The following is an 18,051-nucleotide window of genomic DNA, read 5'->3' as shown; positions in this document are numbered from 1 at the left end:
CTGGCAGTTTGCCAGCGGCGGCAGGTTAAATAGTAGCGGCCGGATATTTCGGCCGTGCAGCTTCGCGCCCCCAAACCCTATCTTTGGGGTCAATTTGTATTCCATGAGCGAAGGCCTCGTCCTGATTCCTACCTACAACGAGCGCGAAAATGCGGAGCTGATTATCCGCAAGGTGATGTCGTTGGCCCGGGAGTTTGACGTGCTGATTATCGACGACAACTCGCCCGATGGCACGGCGGCCATCGTGCGCGACCTGCAAACCGTGTTTCCGGGCCGTCTCTTCCTGGAAGAGCGCAGCGGCAAACAGGGCCTGGGCACGGCTTACCTGCACGGCTTCCGGTGGGCGCTGGCGCACGGCTACGAGTACGTGTTTGAGATGGACGCCGACTTTTCGCACAACCCCGAGGACCTGCTGCGCCTGCACGATGCCTGCGCGCTGGAGGGCTACGATATGGCCATCGGCTCGCGCTACATTCAGGGTGTGAACGTGGTGAACTGGCCCATGTCGCGGGTGCTGATGTCGTATTTCGCCTCCTGGTACGTGCGCCTGATAACGGGCATGCCCATCAGCGACGCCACGGCGGGCTTCAAGTGCTACACCGCACGGGTGCTGCGGGCTATCGATTTGGCCAACATCCACTTCGTGGGCTATGCGTTTCAGATTGAGATGAAGTGGCTGGCCTACCAGCTGGGCTTCCGCATCAAGGAAGTGCCCATCATTTTCACCGACCGCACCCGAGGCACCTCCAAAATGTCGAAAGGCATTGTGCAGGAGGCCTTTTTTGGCGTGTTGCAAATGAAGGCCAGCAGCTGGCTGCGCCCGCTCAAGCCGGTGGGTAACCGCTAAGGGCAAGCTATTTACCTGCCTGCGCACCCTTGCGCCAACCAGCCACCCGCCCCGGCGTATCTTACCATACGCATGGCAAATACTCCCTTCTTCTGGTTGGCTTTCACGGTTTTCGTGGTGGGCCTGCTGCTGCTCGACCTGCTGGTTTTCAACCGGCAGGCGCACGAGATACGCCTGCGCGAAGCCCTGGGCTGGAGTGCGTTCTGGGTGGGCCTGTCGCTGTGCTTCAATGGGCTGGTATACCGCACCATGGGCCACCACGCGGGCGTGCAATGGCTCACGGGCTACCTGGTCGAGAAGGCATTGAGCGTTGACAACCTCTTCGTTTTCCTGCTCATTTTCAACTATTTCAAGGTGCCAGCGCAGTACCAGCACCGTATTTTGTTTTGGGGCGTGCTGGGGGCGTTGCTGCTGCGGGCCATTTTCATTCTGGTGGGCGGGGCGTTGCTGGCCCGGTTCCACTTCCTGATTTACCCGCTCGGCGTGTTCCTCGTGTACACGGGCATTCGGATGGGCCTGAGCAACGCCGACCCCGAAATCGACCCCGAAAACAACCCGGTGGTGCGCTTCCTGAGCCGCCACCTGCCCATTACCCGGCAGCTGGAGGAAGGCAAATTCTTTGTCCGAAAAGACGGGGTGCATTTCGCCACGCCCCTTTTCGTGGTGCTGGTGATGGTGGAAACCACCGACGTGGTTTTTGCAGTCGACTCCATCCCGGCCATTCTGGCCATCACGCGCGACACGTTTATCGTATTCACCTCCAATGTATTTGCCTTGTTGGGGCTGCGGGCCATGTATTTTGCCCTGGCCAGCATGATGCGCCTGTTTCATCATCTGCATTATGGCCTGTCGCTGATTCTGGTGTTCATCGGGGCCAAGATTTTGCTGGAAAACATGGTGCCCATTCCCATGCCGGTAGCGCTGGGCGTGGTGGGCACGCTGCTGGTGCTGAGTGTGGTGGCTTCGTTGCTGTGGCCCAAGAAAAGCACATAAGGTCGATAGGCTCCCATAAAAAAAAGGGCTGACCCATGCAGGCCAACCCTTTTTTTTTGGAGGATAAACTTCGCTTACTTCGGTGCTTTGGCCGGTTCGGTATCGGGCACGTTGGTGTTAACGCCGGCGTCGGGGGCGGCACCGGTGTTCAGCAGGTCAATCAGGTTGAGGGGCTCAAACTGGCTCGAATCGGCCTGCACGGTGGCGCGGGTGGTGTCAGGGCGAGCGGCGAAGGCCATGTATTGGCGGGCCGGGCCGCCGAGGTGCAGCGAGTAGGGCAGGTTTTCGCGGTCGTTGCTGGTGATGAGGCCGCGCGTGGCCATGATGTCGGCAATGAGGCGGAAGAAGTAGCGGGTACTGCGGCGCAGGTCGCCGTAGGCATCGAAGGAATAGCGGGCGTACTTGGGCTTGGGGATGATGCTGGCCAGGTACAGGCTCTCGGGCAGGTTGAGCTCGTCGGGGCGCTTGCCGTAGTAGAACAGGGCGGCGTCCTTCACGCCGTACACACCGCGCTTGCCGCTGGGCCAGCGGTACTTGCTGGGGCCCCACTCGATGATGTTGAGGTACACCTCGAACATCCGCTGCTTGCTGGCGAGGTGAGTATTTTCGAGCAGCCATACAATGAGGGCTTCCTCGGCCTTGCGGCCCACGGTTTTCTGGCGGCTCAAAAACACGTTTTTCACCAGCTGCATCGAAATGGTGCTGCCGCCCCGGGCAAAGCGTCGCTCCTTGATGTTCTGGATGGCCGACTTCACAAACGCCTGCTCCATGAAGCCGTGGTGCGAGAAAAAGCGCGGGTCCTCGGCCGTAGTGATGGCGTGGATGAGGTAGGGCGATACGTTGTTATAGGGCACAAAATCCGGGTTGGGCGGGCCCACGGCGAAGGTGCGCAGTGAGTCGCCTTTGTCGTTGTAGGCAGTGTACTGAAATGCCGTATTCAGCTTGTTGAGGTCCTCTTCGCCAAAACCCGTGATGTGGAAATTTTTGCCCCGCAGGCCCGAATCAAACTTAAGGCTATCCACACGAGCCATGTCGAGGCTGGCGTTGAGGTGGTAGGTGAGCGTGCCGGTGCCGGTGGTGCCGCGCACCTCGTCGAAGATGCCGGTGGGCAGCGAAGAGAAGAAGTCGTTGGCCTGGGTTTCGGCCGATTTCACGCGGATGCTCACGGCGCGGCTGGGCTTCATCCGCACGCTGATTTCGGGGTAGAGTACCAGTTTGTTCACCGTAATCTGGCTGCCTTTTTCCAGCGCCACGGTGCCGCGGCCCAGCGTGGCCACAAAATCGAGCGAGCCGCGCTTCACCTCAATCTCATTTGAGGCCAGCTTGGGATGGTAGAGGCTGAAGCCCCGCGCCGCCAGCGAGCCGCGCACCGTGAGGCGGCCGCCGGTGTCATCATTGTCAAAATCCTTGCTATCGAGCCGCACCAGCACGGTGTCAAAACTCACCAGCGCACCGAAACGACGGGGCACGTAGGGCAGCTGCACCGAGCCACCCACCCCAAACACCCGCGCCGTGAGGGCGTAGTCGCTGGGCTCGATATGGCCGCTGATGCCCAGCTCGTTCGACACCGAATCAATGGTGGCCGTGAGACGGCCCGAGATGTCGCCGTCCTGAATCTTGAGCTGCGGCAGCGTCAGCAGCGCCGTGTGGCGCGGGCCGGCGTAGCTCACGTAGAAATTCGTGAAATTGGCCTCGCCGGGCACGTTGTCGAAGGCGGTTTCGAGGGCGCGGTTTAGTAGCAGGCCGTAGTTGGTGCCCTTGGTGGTGTCCTGGGGCACGGTACTGGCCTTCTGCTTTTTGGCCAGGAAGCCGAAATTGTCAGAAGTAGCCGTTTTGCGGGCCGTGAGGCGGGCCGTCATGATTTCGAGCCCACTGAATACCGGCCGGCCGGCAAACAAGGAGCGCACGCTCAGACTGGCCTGCAGGCGCTTGGCCGTGAGCAGCGTATCCGTCGGCGCGGCGCTGGGCACCAGGCTCATGCCTTGGATTTCAACGGTTTTGAAGCCCGCGAACTTGGCCGGCCCCAGCGTGAGAATCACCGGGTACTTGCGCTCAATTTTGGCCTTCACTTCTTTCAAAGCATAGTCCAGCAGCTGCTGGCGCTTCCACTGAAACACGGCAAAAGCCAGCAGCAGCACCGCCGCTAAGCTGCTGGCAATGCCAATAAGAAGACGTTTGGTGGAGGGGGAAATGCGCACGGAAATCAATGAGGTGGTTGGCCTGGCCAGTGCCAAAGGTAAGAACAACGAAAGTAGGCGGAATACGCAAGCCGACCGGGGAACGGTCACAACTCCCCTCCTTACCAAGGAGGGGATGTTTTCGCGCCAGCGAAAACGGGGGTGGTTGTGGGCGTTGGGGCTAACATTGGGGGGCGTTGAACGAAGGGCCGGAAGGCTAAATGCTTGTTGGACGGCCACCGTTCAACGCTACAACCACCCCAGCTGCCGCTTCGCGGCCGCGTCCCCTCCTTGGTAAGGAGGGGAGTTTTTTTCGTGCTATCCCGCTCATTCGGCCCGTACTTTTGCCCTATGCCCAGCCCCCTCCTCGCCCTCTCGCCCCTCGATGGGCGCTACGCCCGTGCCACCGCCCCCCTGGCCTCGCGCTTCTCCGAAATGGCCCTGATACGCTACCGCGTGCTGGTCGAAGTCGAATATTTCATTGCCCTGGCCGAACTGCCGTTGCCCCAGCTCGCGGGTGTTTCGATGGAAGCTTTCGCACCGTTGCGCGGCCTCTACGAAAACTTCACCGAAGCCAACGCCGAGGCCATCAAAGCCCACGAAGCGGTGACGAACCACGACGTGAAAGCCGTGGAATACTGGCTGCGCGAAGAGTTCACGAAGCTCGGTCTGGGCGATTTCATTGAGTTCATCCACTTCGGCCTCACCTCGCAGGATATTAACAACACGGCCATCCCGCTCAGCTTGCGTGATGCGCTGATGGGCGTGCTGCTGCCGGCCTACGCGCAGGTACGCAACGCTCTGGCGGCCCGCGCCCAGGAATGGCACGCCGTGCCCATGCTGGCCCGCACCCATGGGCAGCCAGCCTCGCCCACGCGGCTGGGCAAGGAGATTGAGGTGTTTGTGGCCCGGCTCGATGCCCAGGTGGCGCTGCTGGCCCAGGTGCCGTTTGGGGCGAAGTTTGGCGGCGCTACCGGCAACTTCAATGCCCACTACGTGGCCTACCCCGGCACCGACTGGCACGCCTTCGCCGCCACCTTCGTGAACGACCGGCTGGGACTGCACCGCTCCTTCCCCACCACCCAGATAGAGCACTACGACCACTTGGCCGCGCATTGCGATGCACTCAAGCGCCTCAACACCATCCTGCTCGACCTGGCCCGCGACGTGTGGCAATACATCTCGCTCGGCTACTTCAAGCAAACTATTAAGGCGGGCGAGGTGGGCTCCTCGGCCATGCCGCACAAGGTGAACCCCATCGACTTCGAGAACGCCGAGGGCAACTTCGGCGTGGCCAATGCCCTGCTGGAGCACTTCGCCGCCAAGCTGCCCATCTCCCGCCTCCAGCGCGACCTCACCGACTCCACGGTGCTGCGCAACCTGGGCGTGCCGCTCGGCCACATCCTCATCGCGCTGGGGGCCTTGCAGCGCGGCCTGGGCAAGCTGGCGCTGGATGAATCGGCGTTGCACCGCGACCTGGAAGCCAACTGGGCCGTGGTGGCCGAAGGCATCCAGACCATATTAAGAAGAGAAGCCTACCCCGACCCCTACAACGCCCTCAAAGCCCTCACCCGCACCGGCGAGGCCATTTCGGCCGCCAGCATCGGCGCGTTTATCGATGGGCTGGACGTGAGTGAGGACGTGAAGGCGGAGCTGCGCGGCATCACGCCGCATAGCTACGTGGGGCGATAGGCTAAAAAGCATTTTTCATTCTTCTCATTCCCGAGGCTTATGCTGCGAACTTTATGCGTGTTTTTGCTGCTATGTGGCCTAGTTGCCACTGGTCAGGCCCAGTCTTGGCAATGGGCTAGCGGTGCCGTCCCTGGTTTCGGAAATGCTACGATTGCGGCTACGGCCGTCGACGCGACGGGGGGAGTTGTTGTGGCTGGCACTTTCGAGGGGCAGTTGGTTTTAGGCAACTTCACGCTGACGAGCGCCGGCTCGTACGACCTCTTTGTGGGCCGATTAAACGCTGCTGGCCAATGGACGCAGGCAGCGCGCGCGGGCGGCCTTACGTTCGACGATGCCACCGGCATTGCGCTCGGCCCCGACGGCAGTGTGACCGTTACCGGCACTTTCACCAGCCCGACGGTTGCCTTTGGCACCACCATCCTCACCAATAGCAGCATGGCCGCCAGCAGCAGCTTGCTGCTGCGCGACCTTTTCGTGGCCCGGCTAAGCCCAGCGGGCCAGTGGGTGATGGCCGTTCAGGCTGTTGGGGTACATGGCGATTATGCAGTGGCAGTGGCTTTGGATGCCAACGGCGATGCCGTGGTAGCCGGCGAGTTTTACGGTGCTACGCTGGCCTTTGGCCCGTTCACGCTCTCCAATTTCCGGGCCCCAGTGGGCGACTTTGATTTTCCATTTCAGGTTTTTGTGGCCCGGGTAAATTCCAACGGTCAGTGGACCCAGGCGGTGAAAGCGGGCAGCAGCACGGGTACTACCCGCGCGCGGGCCATGACGCTTGATGCCACGGGCACGGCCACGATAGGCGGGTTTTTCACCGGTCCAGCGGTGGCTTTTGGGTCGCTGCCGCCTATCATCAACGCGGGCAGCAACGACGGTTTTGTAGCGCGGCTGAATCGGGCCGGCCAGTGGACCTACGCCGCGCAAATAGGCGGAACCAACGACGACTACGTGCTGTCGCTGGCCACCAACGACGTGGGCGATGTAGCAGTGGGAGGGTACTACTACAGCACGGCAATGAGCGTGGGAACCCAATCCCTCACCAACAGCAGCAGCGGCTTTTCCAATGGTTTTGTGCTGCGGTTGAGCCAAGCCAATGCCTGGACCCAGGCCGCTGCTGTGGCTGGCCCTGCTTCGAAGCGCGTCACCGGCGTCGCGCTGGATACCGATGGTACTGCAGTAGCTGTCGGCTTCTTTATTGGTGCCAATGCGGTTTTCGGCACCAACCCGCCCCTTGTTGGCAATACCACGATTGTCGCTTCGCCTGCCGACTTATTCATCGCTCGCCTTACGCCCGGCATTGGTTGGACGCAAGTAGCGGGCGCGCCAAGCCCGTATTCCGACTTCCCTAATGCAGTAGCACTCGACCGCAATGGCGGTGCCATCGTAGCAGGGCAGTACGCCGGCTCAGCACCCGCATTCGGGTCGATGCCGGCTTTACCGGCAGTTAGCACTACCGGTCTTGCTGGTTTTGTTGCGCGTTGGGGCACGAACACTGCAAGCGCCACTACCCGTTCGTCCAGATTCCATGCCCTCACGCTGGCCCCTAACCCTGCCCGTGCTCAGGTGCATTTATTCCTGCCTGAAAGCGCTGCCTCAACCAAAGCCATACTCCTGGATAATCTGGGCCGCCCCGTGCGCGCCTATATTCTACCCGCCCACGCCACCACCGCCACCCTCGACCTCGCCGGCCTTGCCCCCGGCCTCTACGTGGTGCGTTGCGGCACGGCCTCGGGCCGGCTGGTGGTGGAGTAGCCTATAGCCAAACCTGCCCAGTAGCCGCACCGCCGGGCGCGTGCAACCCCAGCCTACCTGCCGGGGCTCTCTGGCTTGTTCCTCAACTTAATCCTTTCCCATGCCCCCCACTTCTTTCCGCACGCTTACCTGCCGGCTGCTATCGGCCCTCACCGCCCTGCTGATACTGCCCGCCGCCGCCCAAACGCCCACCTGGCAGTGGGGCCTGCAAACCACCAACCCCACCCCCCTCGATGGTACCGAAACCGTGGCCAATGCCGTGGCCACCGATGCGAGCGGGCGGGCGTACGTGGGCGGCACCCTGAGCTTCCAGAGTGTGCCGGTTGTCAATGTCAGCCGCAGCTTTGGGAATGCCGGCACTTTCGGGCCGGGCCAGGGCGGGTTTGTGGCGCAGGCTACCGCAGCCGGCAGCTGGGCTTGGTTTACGGCCGTGAAGCCCCTGGGCACCGATGGCTTCGGCGTACAGTTTGCCAAAGTCACGGCCGTGGCGGTAGCGCCCGCCGGCGACGTGTATGCAGCCGGCTATGCCAATGCGGCCACGCTGCAAGCAGGCCCCGTGAACGAGCCCCTGGGTAGCTCCGGCCGGGCCGTATTCGTGGCCCGGTTCAGCAGCGCCGGCGTGTGCCAATGGCTGCGACCGGTGGAAAGCGCCGACACCGACCCCCTGCTCGCCTTCGACCCCAGTACCGGGGGCGTGGTGCTGGCCGGCACCTACCAGAACAGTCCCAGCTTTGGCACCGTCACGCTGCCCACGGGGGCGGGGGCCCTGTTTGTGGCCCGGCTAAGCCCCACCGGGCAGTGGACGGGCGCAACCGCCACGGCAGGCACGCCCAACATCATCACCAGCTACTTCACGATGGCCGTGGGGCCGGCCGGGCAAGTGGCCCTGGCGGGTAGCCACCGGGCCGGCAGCCTCACCTTTGGCTCCACCACGCTCACCACGACTACGCCCAACGGCTTCTCGTTCTTCGTGGCCCAACTGAGCCCCGCCAACGTATGGCAGTGGGCGGCCGGGGGCAGCGGCAGCCAGCTGAACAGCCTTTACGCCGCCGCCTACACGCCCACCGGGGCACTCTGGGTGAGCGGCAGCGGCATGGACGGCACCGTGGTGGGGCCCGCCACGCTCAGCACCGGTACCCCCGCCGCTACCGACTGCCAAAGCGGATTTGTGGGCCAGCTCTCGGCCACCGGGCAATGGGGCACGGTGCAGCAGCTGGCGGCTTCCGGCAGCGCCTACTCCGTATTCACCAACCTGAAAGCCGATGCGGCGGGCAACGCCCTTGTGCTGGGGGGCCTGCGGGGCCTCGGCGCGACGGTGCAGGCCCCATTGGGTAGCCACACGCTATTCGGGCCGAGGGATGGAATTCTCTTCTTCGCGGCGCGCCTCACGGGTACGGGGCAGTGGCAATACCTCGCCGAGGTGCCCGGACTTACCTCAGCCGGACAGCTACAGCCCACGGACCTGGCCTTGGATGGCAGCGGCAACCTCTACCTGAGCGGTGCCCTGCGCGGCAGCCTGCCCGTGGGCTCCGGCACCCTGCAAGGCACCACCAACGGCAGTGCTGCTCCCCGGGGCTACGATGCCGTGCTGCTCCGCTTAACCAATGCCACGGCCTTGGCCAGCCGCGCCGCTACGGCCGCCACCCCGCTGGCCTGCTACCCCAATCCGGCGCACACCGCTGCCACCCTGCGCCTGCCCGCCACTGCCGAAGCCGCCACGGCTACTTTAGTTGATGCCCTAGGCCGCCCCGCCCGCACCTACGCTCTCCCAACTCACGCTCTCACCGCCACCCTCGACCTCACCGGCATTGCCCCCGGCCTCTACGGGGTGCGCTGCGGCACGGCCTTGGGCCGGCTCGTGGTCGAATAAGCATTTGGCTCAGTGGGCCGGCGGCTCTGCCGGCCCACTGAGCAGCGTCTGTAGCTCCGCCAGCTCGAAGGCCAGCACGCGCTGGCGCAGGTCCAGCACGGCCAGGGCGGCTTCGTCGTCGCGCAGTTGAGCCGGCGCATCGGCCGCCCAGTAGCCCAGCACGCGGCGCTGCGGCTCATCGGCCGGCTCGGGGGCCAGCGAGGCCAGCAGGGCCGGCAGGGTTTGCAGGCGCAGGCGCACCTGCAACTGCTCCTGCTGCCGGCCCAGCCGCAACAGTTGGTGCGACACCTCACGCTGGCGCACGGCCATTAGTGCCAGCGTAGCAGCTTGCCCCGCCGCCGTGGGCCTGGCCGCTGGTTCGGGGGCGGGGCCGTCGGGCGCGGGCACGCCCAGCAGCAGGGGCACCAGGCGTAGGGTACTGGCCATCGGCAGGCTGGCCCGGCCCACCTCCTCCATGGCCACGGTTGAGCGGGGCACCTCCAGGTAGTGCGCCAGCCACTGCTGCGTGAGGCCATAATGAGCCCGCAACTGCTGGCCTGCCGACTGGTAGGCCCTCGGGCCGGTTTGGTGAGAAAAAGTACGGGGCATAGATAGCGGTAGTATTAGGGGCATTGCCCCCGGTCACAACCGGCGAGCGGGCTTTGACAAAATTCACCTCAAAAAATATTTTGTCAAAATCCCCCACACCCGGGCCTACGCCCACTTGCATGGATATCGCCCCTTAGCAGGCCCAGCACCTAACACCTTGCGCAGTTGGAAGTTTTGCACCCTATATTTGTTGAGTATGGCCCGGTGAGTGCCGGCCAATTTTTTCTTTTTTTCCCTTCCTTTTTATGATGTTTTCTTTCCGTTCCCTTCGCGCAGCCACTACCGTAATGGCCCTGGCTACCCTGGCCTCTTGCTCGAAGAAAAGTGATGATACCCCCGCCCCCGCTCCCGCTGCTACCACCGGCGTAACCTACACCGTTGATGGCGCGGCCGTAACGGCCACGACGTCGGGGGCCACCGTGGTCGGTACTCAGGTTATCGTTTCGGGTGTCAGCGGCACCGGCACGGCCAACAAGGGCGTTCTGCTGACATTGCCCAAGGCCACGGGCACCTATACCCTGTCGGCTACTTCCAACGAAGATGCCACCTACTTGGCCAGCGGCAACACCAGCGACTTCTACGAGTCCACTTCGGGTAGCATTGTAGTAAGCACTTACACGGCTTCTGCTACTGCTGGCGCTTCCAACATCGCCGGCACGTTCACCTTCACGGGCAAGAACTCCGCCGGTGCCAGCAAAACGGTTACCAACGGCACGTTCAACGTGAAATACTAGCGCAAATTTATTTTCGCCTAGCCAAGCTGCCGCTACCCATTGGGTGGCGGCAGTTTTTTTGTGGCCAGCGGCCAACGTCACCTGTTACTTTTACGGCCTCATTTGCCTGCTCTCCGCCCCGTGCCCCAGCTCTCCGATACCGTTGTTCATGCCGATTGCCGCCACTTCCGCGGCGACCTCCCCTGCCGCCCCAACAAAACCCACGGCTACGTCTGCGCGGGCTGCCCCGTGTACGCGCCCGTCACCAGCCGGATTCTGATTATCAAGCTCGGGGCCATCGGCGACGTCATTCGGACCACGCCGCTGCTGCGGCGGCTGCGCCAGGAGCGGCCGGGCTGCTACATCACTTGGCTCACGCTCACGCCCGCCATCCTGCCCCAGAGTGAGATTGAGGAAATCCTAAAGCTGGACTACGCCAGCGCCCTCCAGCTCCAGGCCCGCGAGTTCGATGTCGTCATCAACCTCGACAAGGAAAAGGAAGCCTGCGCCCTGCTCAACAACATCACCGCCAAAGAGAAGTACGGCTACGCCCTGCGCCCCTACGACGGCGTGCCCTGGCCCGTGAACCAGCTGGCCGAGCACAAATACCTCACCGGCGTGTTCGACCAGGTCAGCCAGGCCAACACCAAGCCCTACGTGCAGGAAATCTTCGAGCTCTGCGGCTTCGATTTCCGGGGCGAAGAATACGTCTTCGACACCCACGACGACAAAGGCTACGACTGGAGCGCCCTGCCCACCACCCGCCCCCGCATCGGCCTCAACACCGGCTGCGGCGACCGCTGGACCACCCGCCTCTGGAGCACCGCCAAGTGGATTGAGCTGATAACGGGCCTGCAAGCCACCGGCTACACCCCGGTGCTGCTCGGTGGCGAAGCCGAAGACGCCCGCAACCGAGAGCTGCACGCCGCCACCGGCGCGGCCTACCTCGGCACCTTCCCCCTCCCGCAGTTCATCAACCTGATGAACCAGATGGACGGCATCGTGACGCAGGTCACCATGGGCATGCACATCAGCATCGCCCTGCGCAAGCCCACTATCCTGATGAACAACATCTTCAACCCCCACGAATTCGACCTCTACGGCCGCGGTCAAATCGTGCAGCCCAACAAGGACTGCGTGTGCTTCTACCGGGGAAGCTGCCAGCTGGGCACAAGTTGCATGGAGGATTTGCCGGCCGCGAAAGTCCTCCAGGCCGTGCGCGAAAGCGTGCCGCTCGCACAGCCGATAGCCTAGCCTTTCTTGCGTGATGCCGTCCGAACGGCCTGCAGCCTGGCAGCATAATCGGCCGGGGACGTGGCGGCAATTAGCTCCGTCAGCGCGCCCAGCGGCAATTCTTCCATCTTGCTAAAATTCACGCAGCCTTTGCCCATCTTCAGCTTGGGCGCGGCTGCCGCCAGCTGCTCCTGCAGTTCGGGCATCAGGTACATCGGCACCAGATGCAGGCTCAGGTAGCTTTTCTGATTGGCCAGCCCAACATACATATCCTTCCCCGCCCGAAACTCCAGGTATTTCGGGCCAATGTGCTCGGTGTAGCCCGCCGGCACGGCCTGGCGTACCAGTTGCCACGTCTGCCGCGCCAACAGCTGCCGCTCGGCGGGCAATGCGGCAATAAAATCATCGAAGGCCATTTCGGTTGTCGTGCTCATTCGTGAGGGTCAATGAAGTTGGGCCGCAAATTACTCGTCCGTAAGACTACCGTGGCTTCACCTGCGCCACTTCTTTCAGCGCCGCCACCATCACCGGCCACGAAAACTGCTTTTTCTCCTCCCGCACACCGGCGGCAAAAGCATCTTCCCGCTTCTCGGCATAAAAATCCACCACCGCATCGGCAATGGCGGCGGGCGTGGGCGGCACCACGTAGCCCACCACGCCATCGGGAATCAGCTCAGCCAGCCCGCCCACATCGGTCACCAGCATAGGCCGCTCGAAGTGATACGCTATTTGCGACACCCCACTTTGCGTGGCATTTTTATAAGGCTGCACAATTAAATCAGCGGCGCAGAAATAGTCCACTACTTTTTCATTTGGAATAAAATCCGTCGCCCGAATAATCCGGTCTTCTAATTCATATCGCCGAATTAATTCCTCATACGGCGCGGCATCCTCATAATATTCACCCGCAATAATTAATTTAATCGGTAATGCTGCCAGCCGTTTATCAGCCATAGCTTCCAGCATAATATCCAGCCCTTTATAAGCCCGAATAAACCCAAAAAACAACAAATATCCCGTCGTAGCCGGCAGCTCCAGCGCCGCCAAAGCAGCGGTTTTCGATTTCAGCGGGCCGAAATTATCGTACAGCGGGTGCGGCCGGTACAGCGCCGGTTTCTGCCCAAAACCCAGGGCCTGCAAATCCTTAAGCACGCTGCGGCTCATGGTCACAAACCCATCGCAAGCACTCAGAAAATAGCGCGTCAGCGGCCCATCGCCCGGCCGCTTTTCGTGCGGAATCACGTTATCGGTAATGGCCACCACGCGGGTGTGCCCATTGCCGCGCACCAGCCGCGCCACCGTGCCCAGCGCAGGCCCCATAAACGGCAGCCAGAATCGGAAAATCACCAAATCCGGCCGCTCCGCCCGCAATTTTCGCCCCACCCGCCACCACGACAGCGGATTAACCGAGTTCAAACTTACCTCAATAGCCAAATCCGCCGGCCCCGCCTCAGTGCTAAACTGCGTTTGCCCCGGAAACAAAAAATCCGGGTATTGCAACGAAAATGTCACAATCCGCACCTCATCCCCGGCTTCTTTAAATGCCCGTGCCAGCCGCTCGTTATACGTCGCCAGCCCACCGCGCAATGGGTACGCCGGCCCAATAATTACAACTTTCATAAGCAGTGCGTCATCCTGAATAGAGCGAAGGACCTTATCACGTTAGAAATATTTATTCCGATGTAATAAGGCCCTTCACTATATTCAGGATGACCTGATTTATATTAATTAATTCAACCTTTCCCGAACCAAATAATCGTCACGTTTCGGCCCGTTCAGCTGAATCATTTCGCCCAAGAATCCAGCCACAAACAGCAGCACACCCACAATTACCGCCGTCAAAGCCAGAAAAAACAACGGTTGCTCCGTCACTTGTCGCGCCTTCAGATTATGTAGCGAAAGCCATACTTTCTCGCCCGTCAGCCACAGCGTAATTAGCAAGCCGAGCAAGAAAGACAACGTGCCCAAGGTCCCGAAAAAGTGCATCGGAGCCCGCCGGAATCGCCCCACGAATGTGATACTCAGCAAGTCTAGAAACCCAAAAATGAAGCGCTCCAGCCCAAATTTGGTCACGCCGTATTTGCGTTCCTGGTGCTGCACTACCTTCTCCCCAATCTTGCGAAACCCGTTCCATTTCGCAATTACCGGGATATAGCGGTGCATCTCACCGTACACCTCAATGCTCTTCACCACCCGCGAGTCGTACGATTTCAGCCCGCAGTTAAAGTCGTGCAGCTGAATGCCCGACATGGCCCGCGTCGCGCCATTAAATAGCTTGGTCGGAATCGTTTTCGACAACGGGTCAAACCGCTTCTGTTTCCAGCCGCTCACCAGGTCGAATTTGTCCTCCGTAATCATGCGGTACAGCTCCGGCAATTCCTCCGGCGAGTCCTGCAAGTCGGCATCCATAGTGCACACCACCCGGCCACGCGTGGCCTCAAAGCCCACATTCAGCGCCGCCGATTTGCCATAGTTGCGGTTGAAGCGAATGCCCCGCAACGTGGCATCATCCGCCGCCAGCGCCTCAATCACGGCCCAGGAATCATCCGTCGAGCCGTCATCAATCAGGATTACCTCGTAGGTCAGCCCGCGTGCCACCAGCACCCGCGCAATCCAGCGCGTGAGCTCCGGCAACGATTCTGCTTCGTTCAGCAGCGGAATCACGATGGAAATTTCCACCGGAAAAGATGCATTCGACTTATTCAAATTCAGGCTTGGAATGTTTCGTAAATGCCGATACGATGAGCGCAATCAGCAGTCCGCCCAGCACCGAGCCCACCACGCCAAAAAGCACCATCCAGCCCGTTGTGCTGAATTTTTGCATCATTGCAACGCCCTGGTCAATCTGCTCATCGGTCATGCCGCCCTTGGCTTCCATGTTGGCGCGGGCCGTGTCGGCCATCCGGCTCATGTATTCCGGGTCAATAAATTTCATGTACACGACACTGAATGCCGTCGAAATAACACCCGAAACGCCGCTCATAAATGCGCCGATTCCGAGCCCCTCCGAGTAATTCATGAAACCGCCATTGCCCTGTTTATACGTCTTGTGCGCCATCACCATGGCGCCAATCAGAATAACCAGCCCCAGCCACCGTGCCGGCGACTGGTCGGCATGGGTAACGAAGAGGATAAATGAAAAAATGACGCTTAACAGTCCCGTCAGCAGGCCGTAGCGTAAAGCGACCGATGTGGTCGTAACCGGAGTAGCATTTGTTTCCATTGGAATTTGAGGTAAAGTGAACCGAAAGGTAACCGGAATAATTATTCCCGCAGAAAAATCCCAGCTGGTATTGCCAGCACGAGGCCCAACAAAAGCACCTGCGTAAAATTACTCATGACCATATCGCCTACATTCAGGTTGGCCACGTTGCGCACCTGCTGTTCCTGTGCCTGTGCGCTCAACTGCGCTTTAGGATTTTCGCGCTGCTGAGCGCGCACTATTTCCAGCACCTCAGCCCGGTGCCGGGCCAGCGCCGGCTCACCGGCCGCGTGTGCCAGCCCAACCAGACTACTCGCCGAAATAAGCGCCGCAATTAATACCGTGAGCGTACCCACGCCCAGCGAACGGCCCAGTCCGGGCCGGTGCGGCTGTAGTTGTCGCCGCAGCACCCATTCACTCGCCACGGCCGCCAACGGGACCAGCAATTGCGCCAACAGTTGCTTCGGTCCGAAACCATTGCTCCCCGTCATCTGTAAGCCCACCATCCACAAAGCACAGGCCAGGCCTACCCCCACGCCAAACCGCACTGCTAGCCGGAGCACTAGGCCCGCTGCCTCGCCGGGCTCGGTCATATTTGGGTTTTTAGAAGCATCAGCCATAAATCGCGCAGCAAATTAAAGTGGCAAGATACGGCCCGCAGCCCCATTGCGTGGGTTTCACAACTCATCAAGCCGAAACTGCTACCTGCTTTGCGCCTGTTCTTCGTTTGCCAAATCGCACCAGCAAAGCCTCAACTAGCAGCGCTAGCAGCGCCAGTGCCAGAAAGTACCGCCACAGCGGCGTCCCTGTCTGCTCATCTCGAAATTTCGCCAAGCCCGCGCCCGCATCTCCAGCCTCAACCACACGCACGTTGGGGCGGTTCGGACCCACCAATTGCCGCAATTCATCCGCCGAATACGCTGCTAACTCCGATTCGCGCTTATCCTGGTTAAACGCCAGCGTAGTCAGCACCTTGCCTTGTCTTTGCACCTGGTAAAACCCCGCCGCATCCATGCCTTGCGGCAATTCCAACCGCATTTCCTGTCCCACCACCCGCTGCCCCGGAATCAGGGTCAGGCTATCCTTCACCAATTTCAAATTCGCCGCGTCTGCTGGCCCATCCACACCGCCAGCCCCTACCGGCAATTGCAAATTCACCGCCTCCTGTGTCAACTTATAGGCCGGCAATTGTTCATTCTTATAGCTCAGCATAGCCATCCGGTACATCACCGGAACAAACAGCGCCTGCGCCGTAAAATCCGAATACTCCTTCGCAAAAGGTGCCGAAAACACATACACCTGCCCCGCCCCGCTCGCAAAACTTGCCAAATAACTCTCCCCGTCCTTCAGCCGCAAAATATCCGTTCCCGTTCGCGACCAACGCAACACCGGTGCCACCCGCGGCATCGTCACCGCCCGCGATTGTGCCCCAAATACATCCCGAAAAAACGGCTCCCGCGCACTGGGCATGGCAACTTCGCGCAGTTCCGGCGTTCCCGCAATCTCCTCCCATTGTACCGCTCCCAATCCTAGCTCTCGAAACAACTGCTGATAAGAGGCCCGGGCTGCTGGGGCCGCCGTCGGAATCACGACCACGCTACCACCACGCTTCACCGTGGCCCGCAATCCATCCCTCAAACCAGCATCCAGCACATTCACTTCATTCAGCAATACCACATTTGCCTGCCGCATTGCCGCATAATCAATATTCTGCACCTTCGAAAAGGCATAAGTAAACAGCGGCTCGTTGGCATAAACCTGTCGTGCTACCGGCTCCGCCCCAATTTCTAGCACACGTATAGCCGCCGCCGGCTGTAGCGTAAAATAGAAAGTATTATCGAATGTCACCGGCGCATCCTCGGTCACCACGCGCCCCAAAGCCAGTCGCTCATCCTCAAGTTGCACCTGCACAACCGACGCTACCGCCTGTCCCGGCTCCACCGTCACCCGAAAGGCAGCTACTTGCCGTTTCTCTAAAAACACTTTCACGGGGCAATCAGTCACCGCAACACTTCCACCATTCCGCAGCCGCACATGCAATCCCACATTAGTGCGCACCCGCAAAAAAGCATCATCAACCCATATACTGTCTACATAAATATTCCCTACGGGTTGTGCCTTCAAAGGCACCAACACTATTTCTCTACCCGTTGTCAGCTTTTTCAGTGCATCAGCCGAGAATTCATTTTTCTGAAAGTCGGAAAACACATATAAAGAATTACCTCTCGCATATCCATCACCAGTTATGTATTTATCAATAGGAACGGACTTAGCAGTTGGCCGGAGTTTATCCAATTTATCACTGTAAACAGCGCCAGACAATGAGCTAGAGCCCGCATTTAACAGTCTCAACTGATTCCCAGCTTCTCCACTTAATTTTTGGGCTTCGCCTACAGCGCTGCCCATTAATGAACCATAATTCCCATCAGCAACCTGCATACTAAAAGAATTATCTACTAGTACATCAACTCCAGCAGCAGCCCTAGTCTCTTTAGCCGGAATAAATGGCTGACAAAAAACAAGCACCAAAGCCCCTACTGTCGCCACTCGGGCTAGTAGCAATAATAATTGCTGCACCTTTCGGTGCCGTGTAGCTACAAGTTCAACCTGCCTAATAACTGCTGTATTAGTAAATACAACCCTTTGCGGCCGCCGCAATTGCAACAGATGTATTACAATAGGAATTGCAACGGCAAGCATGCCTAGCAAAAACCAAGGATATAACAATTGCATTTGCTTAGGAAAAAATTACTATACTGACAAATCAGCACCCGCTAATTTAATAAATAAATAACCTAGTGCATGTTATAAATATAACAACTCAAATGAAGTTTGTTATTCTAAAAGTCAGCATGGTTGATAAAGCAAAATGCCCCTGCTGCTGGTAAAAGCGGCAGGGGCATTACTGAAAAAAGGTTGGCGGCGACCGACTCTCCCACCGGTGAAGGCAGTACCATAGGCGCACCGGGGCTTAACGGCTCTGTTCG

Annotated in this window: 15 protein-coding genes; 7 read left to right on the top strand and 8 right to left on the bottom strand. The window is 60.0% G+C overall.

What is annotated here, in order from left to right; genetic code table 11:
* Nucleotides 1-103 precede the first annotated feature (103 nt).
* Together ACYU70_RS00075 and ACYU70_RS00070 are read left to right on the top strand one after the other, a co-directional pair.
* Nucleotides 104-847 carry a polyprenol monophosphomannose synthase gene (locus ACYU70_RS00075; protein ID WP_342299780.1) on the top strand — a complete coding sequence of 248 codons (744 nt, stop codon included), beginning with the start codon at nt 104-106 and terminating at the stop codon, nt 845-847.
* Nucleotides 848-919: 72 nt separating this feature from the next.
* Complete coding sequence (locus tag ACYU70_RS00070) at nt 920-1,840, top strand: TerC family protein (protein ID WP_342299782.1); 921 nt, start codon at nt 920-922, stop codon at nt 1,838-1,840.
* 74 nt (nt 1,841-1,914) lie between these two features.
* Here ACYU70_RS00070 and ACYU70_RS00065 read toward each other — a convergent pair whose 3' ends face one another.
* On the bottom strand, nt 1,915-4,038 hold the full coding sequence (locus ACYU70_RS00065) for a biosynthetic peptidoglycan transglycosylase (protein WP_342299784.1): 2,124 nt from the start codon (nt 4,036-4,038) through the stop codon (nt 1,915-1,917).
* A 330-nt stretch (nt 4,039-4,368) separates the two neighbouring features.
* On the opposite strand from ACYU70_RS00065, the gene purB reads away from it, so the two are divergent.
* The 3 genes from purB (at nt 4,369) to ACYU70_RS00050 (ending at nt 9,328) form a co-directional block, all read left to right on the top strand.
* A complete protein-coding gene (purB, locus tag ACYU70_RS00060) occupies nt 4,369-5,709 on the top strand; it encodes an adenylosuccinate lyase (protein ID WP_342299786.1) in 1,341 nt (446 codons plus the stop codon).
* Nucleotides 5,710-5,748: 39 nt separating this feature from the next.
* Nucleotides 5,749-7,458 (top strand): hypothetical protein, encoded by a 1,710-nt coding sequence (locus ACYU70_RS00055; RefSeq protein ID WP_342299787.1) that lies wholly within the window; start codon nt 5,749-5,751, stop codon nt 7,456-7,458.
* A 100-nt stretch (nt 7,459-7,558) separates the two neighbouring features.
* Entirely contained in the window at nt 7,559-9,328 is a 1,770-nt protein-coding gene (locus ACYU70_RS00050) for a hypothetical protein (protein WP_342299789.1), read from the top strand.
* A gap of 9 nt (nt 9,329-9,337) precedes the next feature.
* Here the strand turns inward: ACYU70_RS00050 and ACYU70_RS00045 are convergent, their stop codons facing one another.
* A complete protein-coding gene (locus tag ACYU70_RS00045) occupies nt 9,338-9,916 on the bottom strand; it encodes a hypothetical protein (protein WP_342299790.1) in 579 nt (192 codons plus the stop codon).
* Between the two features lie 245 nt (nt 9,917-10,161).
* Here ACYU70_RS00045 and ACYU70_RS00040 point away from each other — a divergent pair, with 245 nt between their 5' ends.
* Both ACYU70_RS00040 and ACYU70_RS00035 read left to right on the top strand, forming a co-directional pair.
* On the top strand, nt 10,162-10,650 hold the full coding sequence (locus ACYU70_RS00040) for a DUF6252 domain-containing protein (protein ID WP_342299792.1): 489 nt from the start codon (nt 10,162-10,164) through the stop codon (nt 10,648-10,650).
* 102 nt (nt 10,651-10,752) lie between these two features.
* Nucleotides 10,753-11,883, top strand: coding sequence for a glycosyltransferase family 9 protein (locus ACYU70_RS00035; protein ID WP_342299793.1), 1,131 nt, complete (start codon nt 10,753-10,755; stop codon nt 11,881-11,883).
* Here the strand turns inward: ACYU70_RS00035 and ACYU70_RS00030 are convergent.
* The 6 genes from ACYU70_RS00030 to ACYU70_RS00005 form a co-directional block, all read right to left on the bottom strand.
* Entirely contained in the window at nt 11,880-12,296 is a 417-nt protein-coding gene (locus tag ACYU70_RS00030) for a DUF1801 domain-containing protein (protein ID WP_342299795.1), read from the bottom strand. The two genes, ACYU70_RS00035 and ACYU70_RS00030, sit on opposite strands and share 4 nt — an antisense overlap.
* 46 nt (nt 12,297-12,342) lie before the next feature.
* Entirely contained in the window at nt 12,343-13,482 is a 1,140-nt protein-coding gene (locus tag ACYU70_RS00025) for a glycosyltransferase (RefSeq protein ID WP_342299796.1), read from the bottom strand.
* Between the two features lie 108 nt (nt 13,483-13,590).
* A complete protein-coding gene (locus ACYU70_RS00020; protein WP_342299798.1) occupies nt 13,591-14,541 on the bottom strand; it encodes a glycosyltransferase family 2 protein in 951 nt (316 codons plus the stop codon).
* Nucleotides 14,542-14,560: 19 nt separating this feature from the next.
* A complete protein-coding gene (locus ACYU70_RS00015; RefSeq protein WP_342299799.1) occupies nt 14,561-15,085 on the bottom strand; it encodes a DUF4199 domain-containing protein in 525 nt (174 codons plus the stop codon).
* A gap of 41 nt (nt 15,086-15,126) precedes the next feature.
* Complete coding sequence (locus tag ACYU70_RS00010) at nt 15,127-15,684, bottom strand: DUF4199 domain-containing protein (RefSeq protein ID WP_342299801.1); 558 nt, start codon at nt 15,682-15,684, stop codon at nt 15,127-15,129.
* A 67-nt stretch (nt 15,685-15,751) separates the two neighbouring features.
* Nucleotides 15,752-17,797, bottom strand: a complete 2,046-nt coding sequence (locus ACYU70_RS00005) for a BatA domain-containing protein (RefSeq protein WP_342299803.1) — start codon at nt 17,795-17,797, stop codon at nt 15,752-15,754.
* Nucleotides 17,798-18,051: the final 254 nt, after the last annotated feature.

This window comes from Hymenobacter segetis (assembly GCF_054776495.1).
This window is presented reverse-complemented; position numbering and strand designations above follow the sequence as displayed.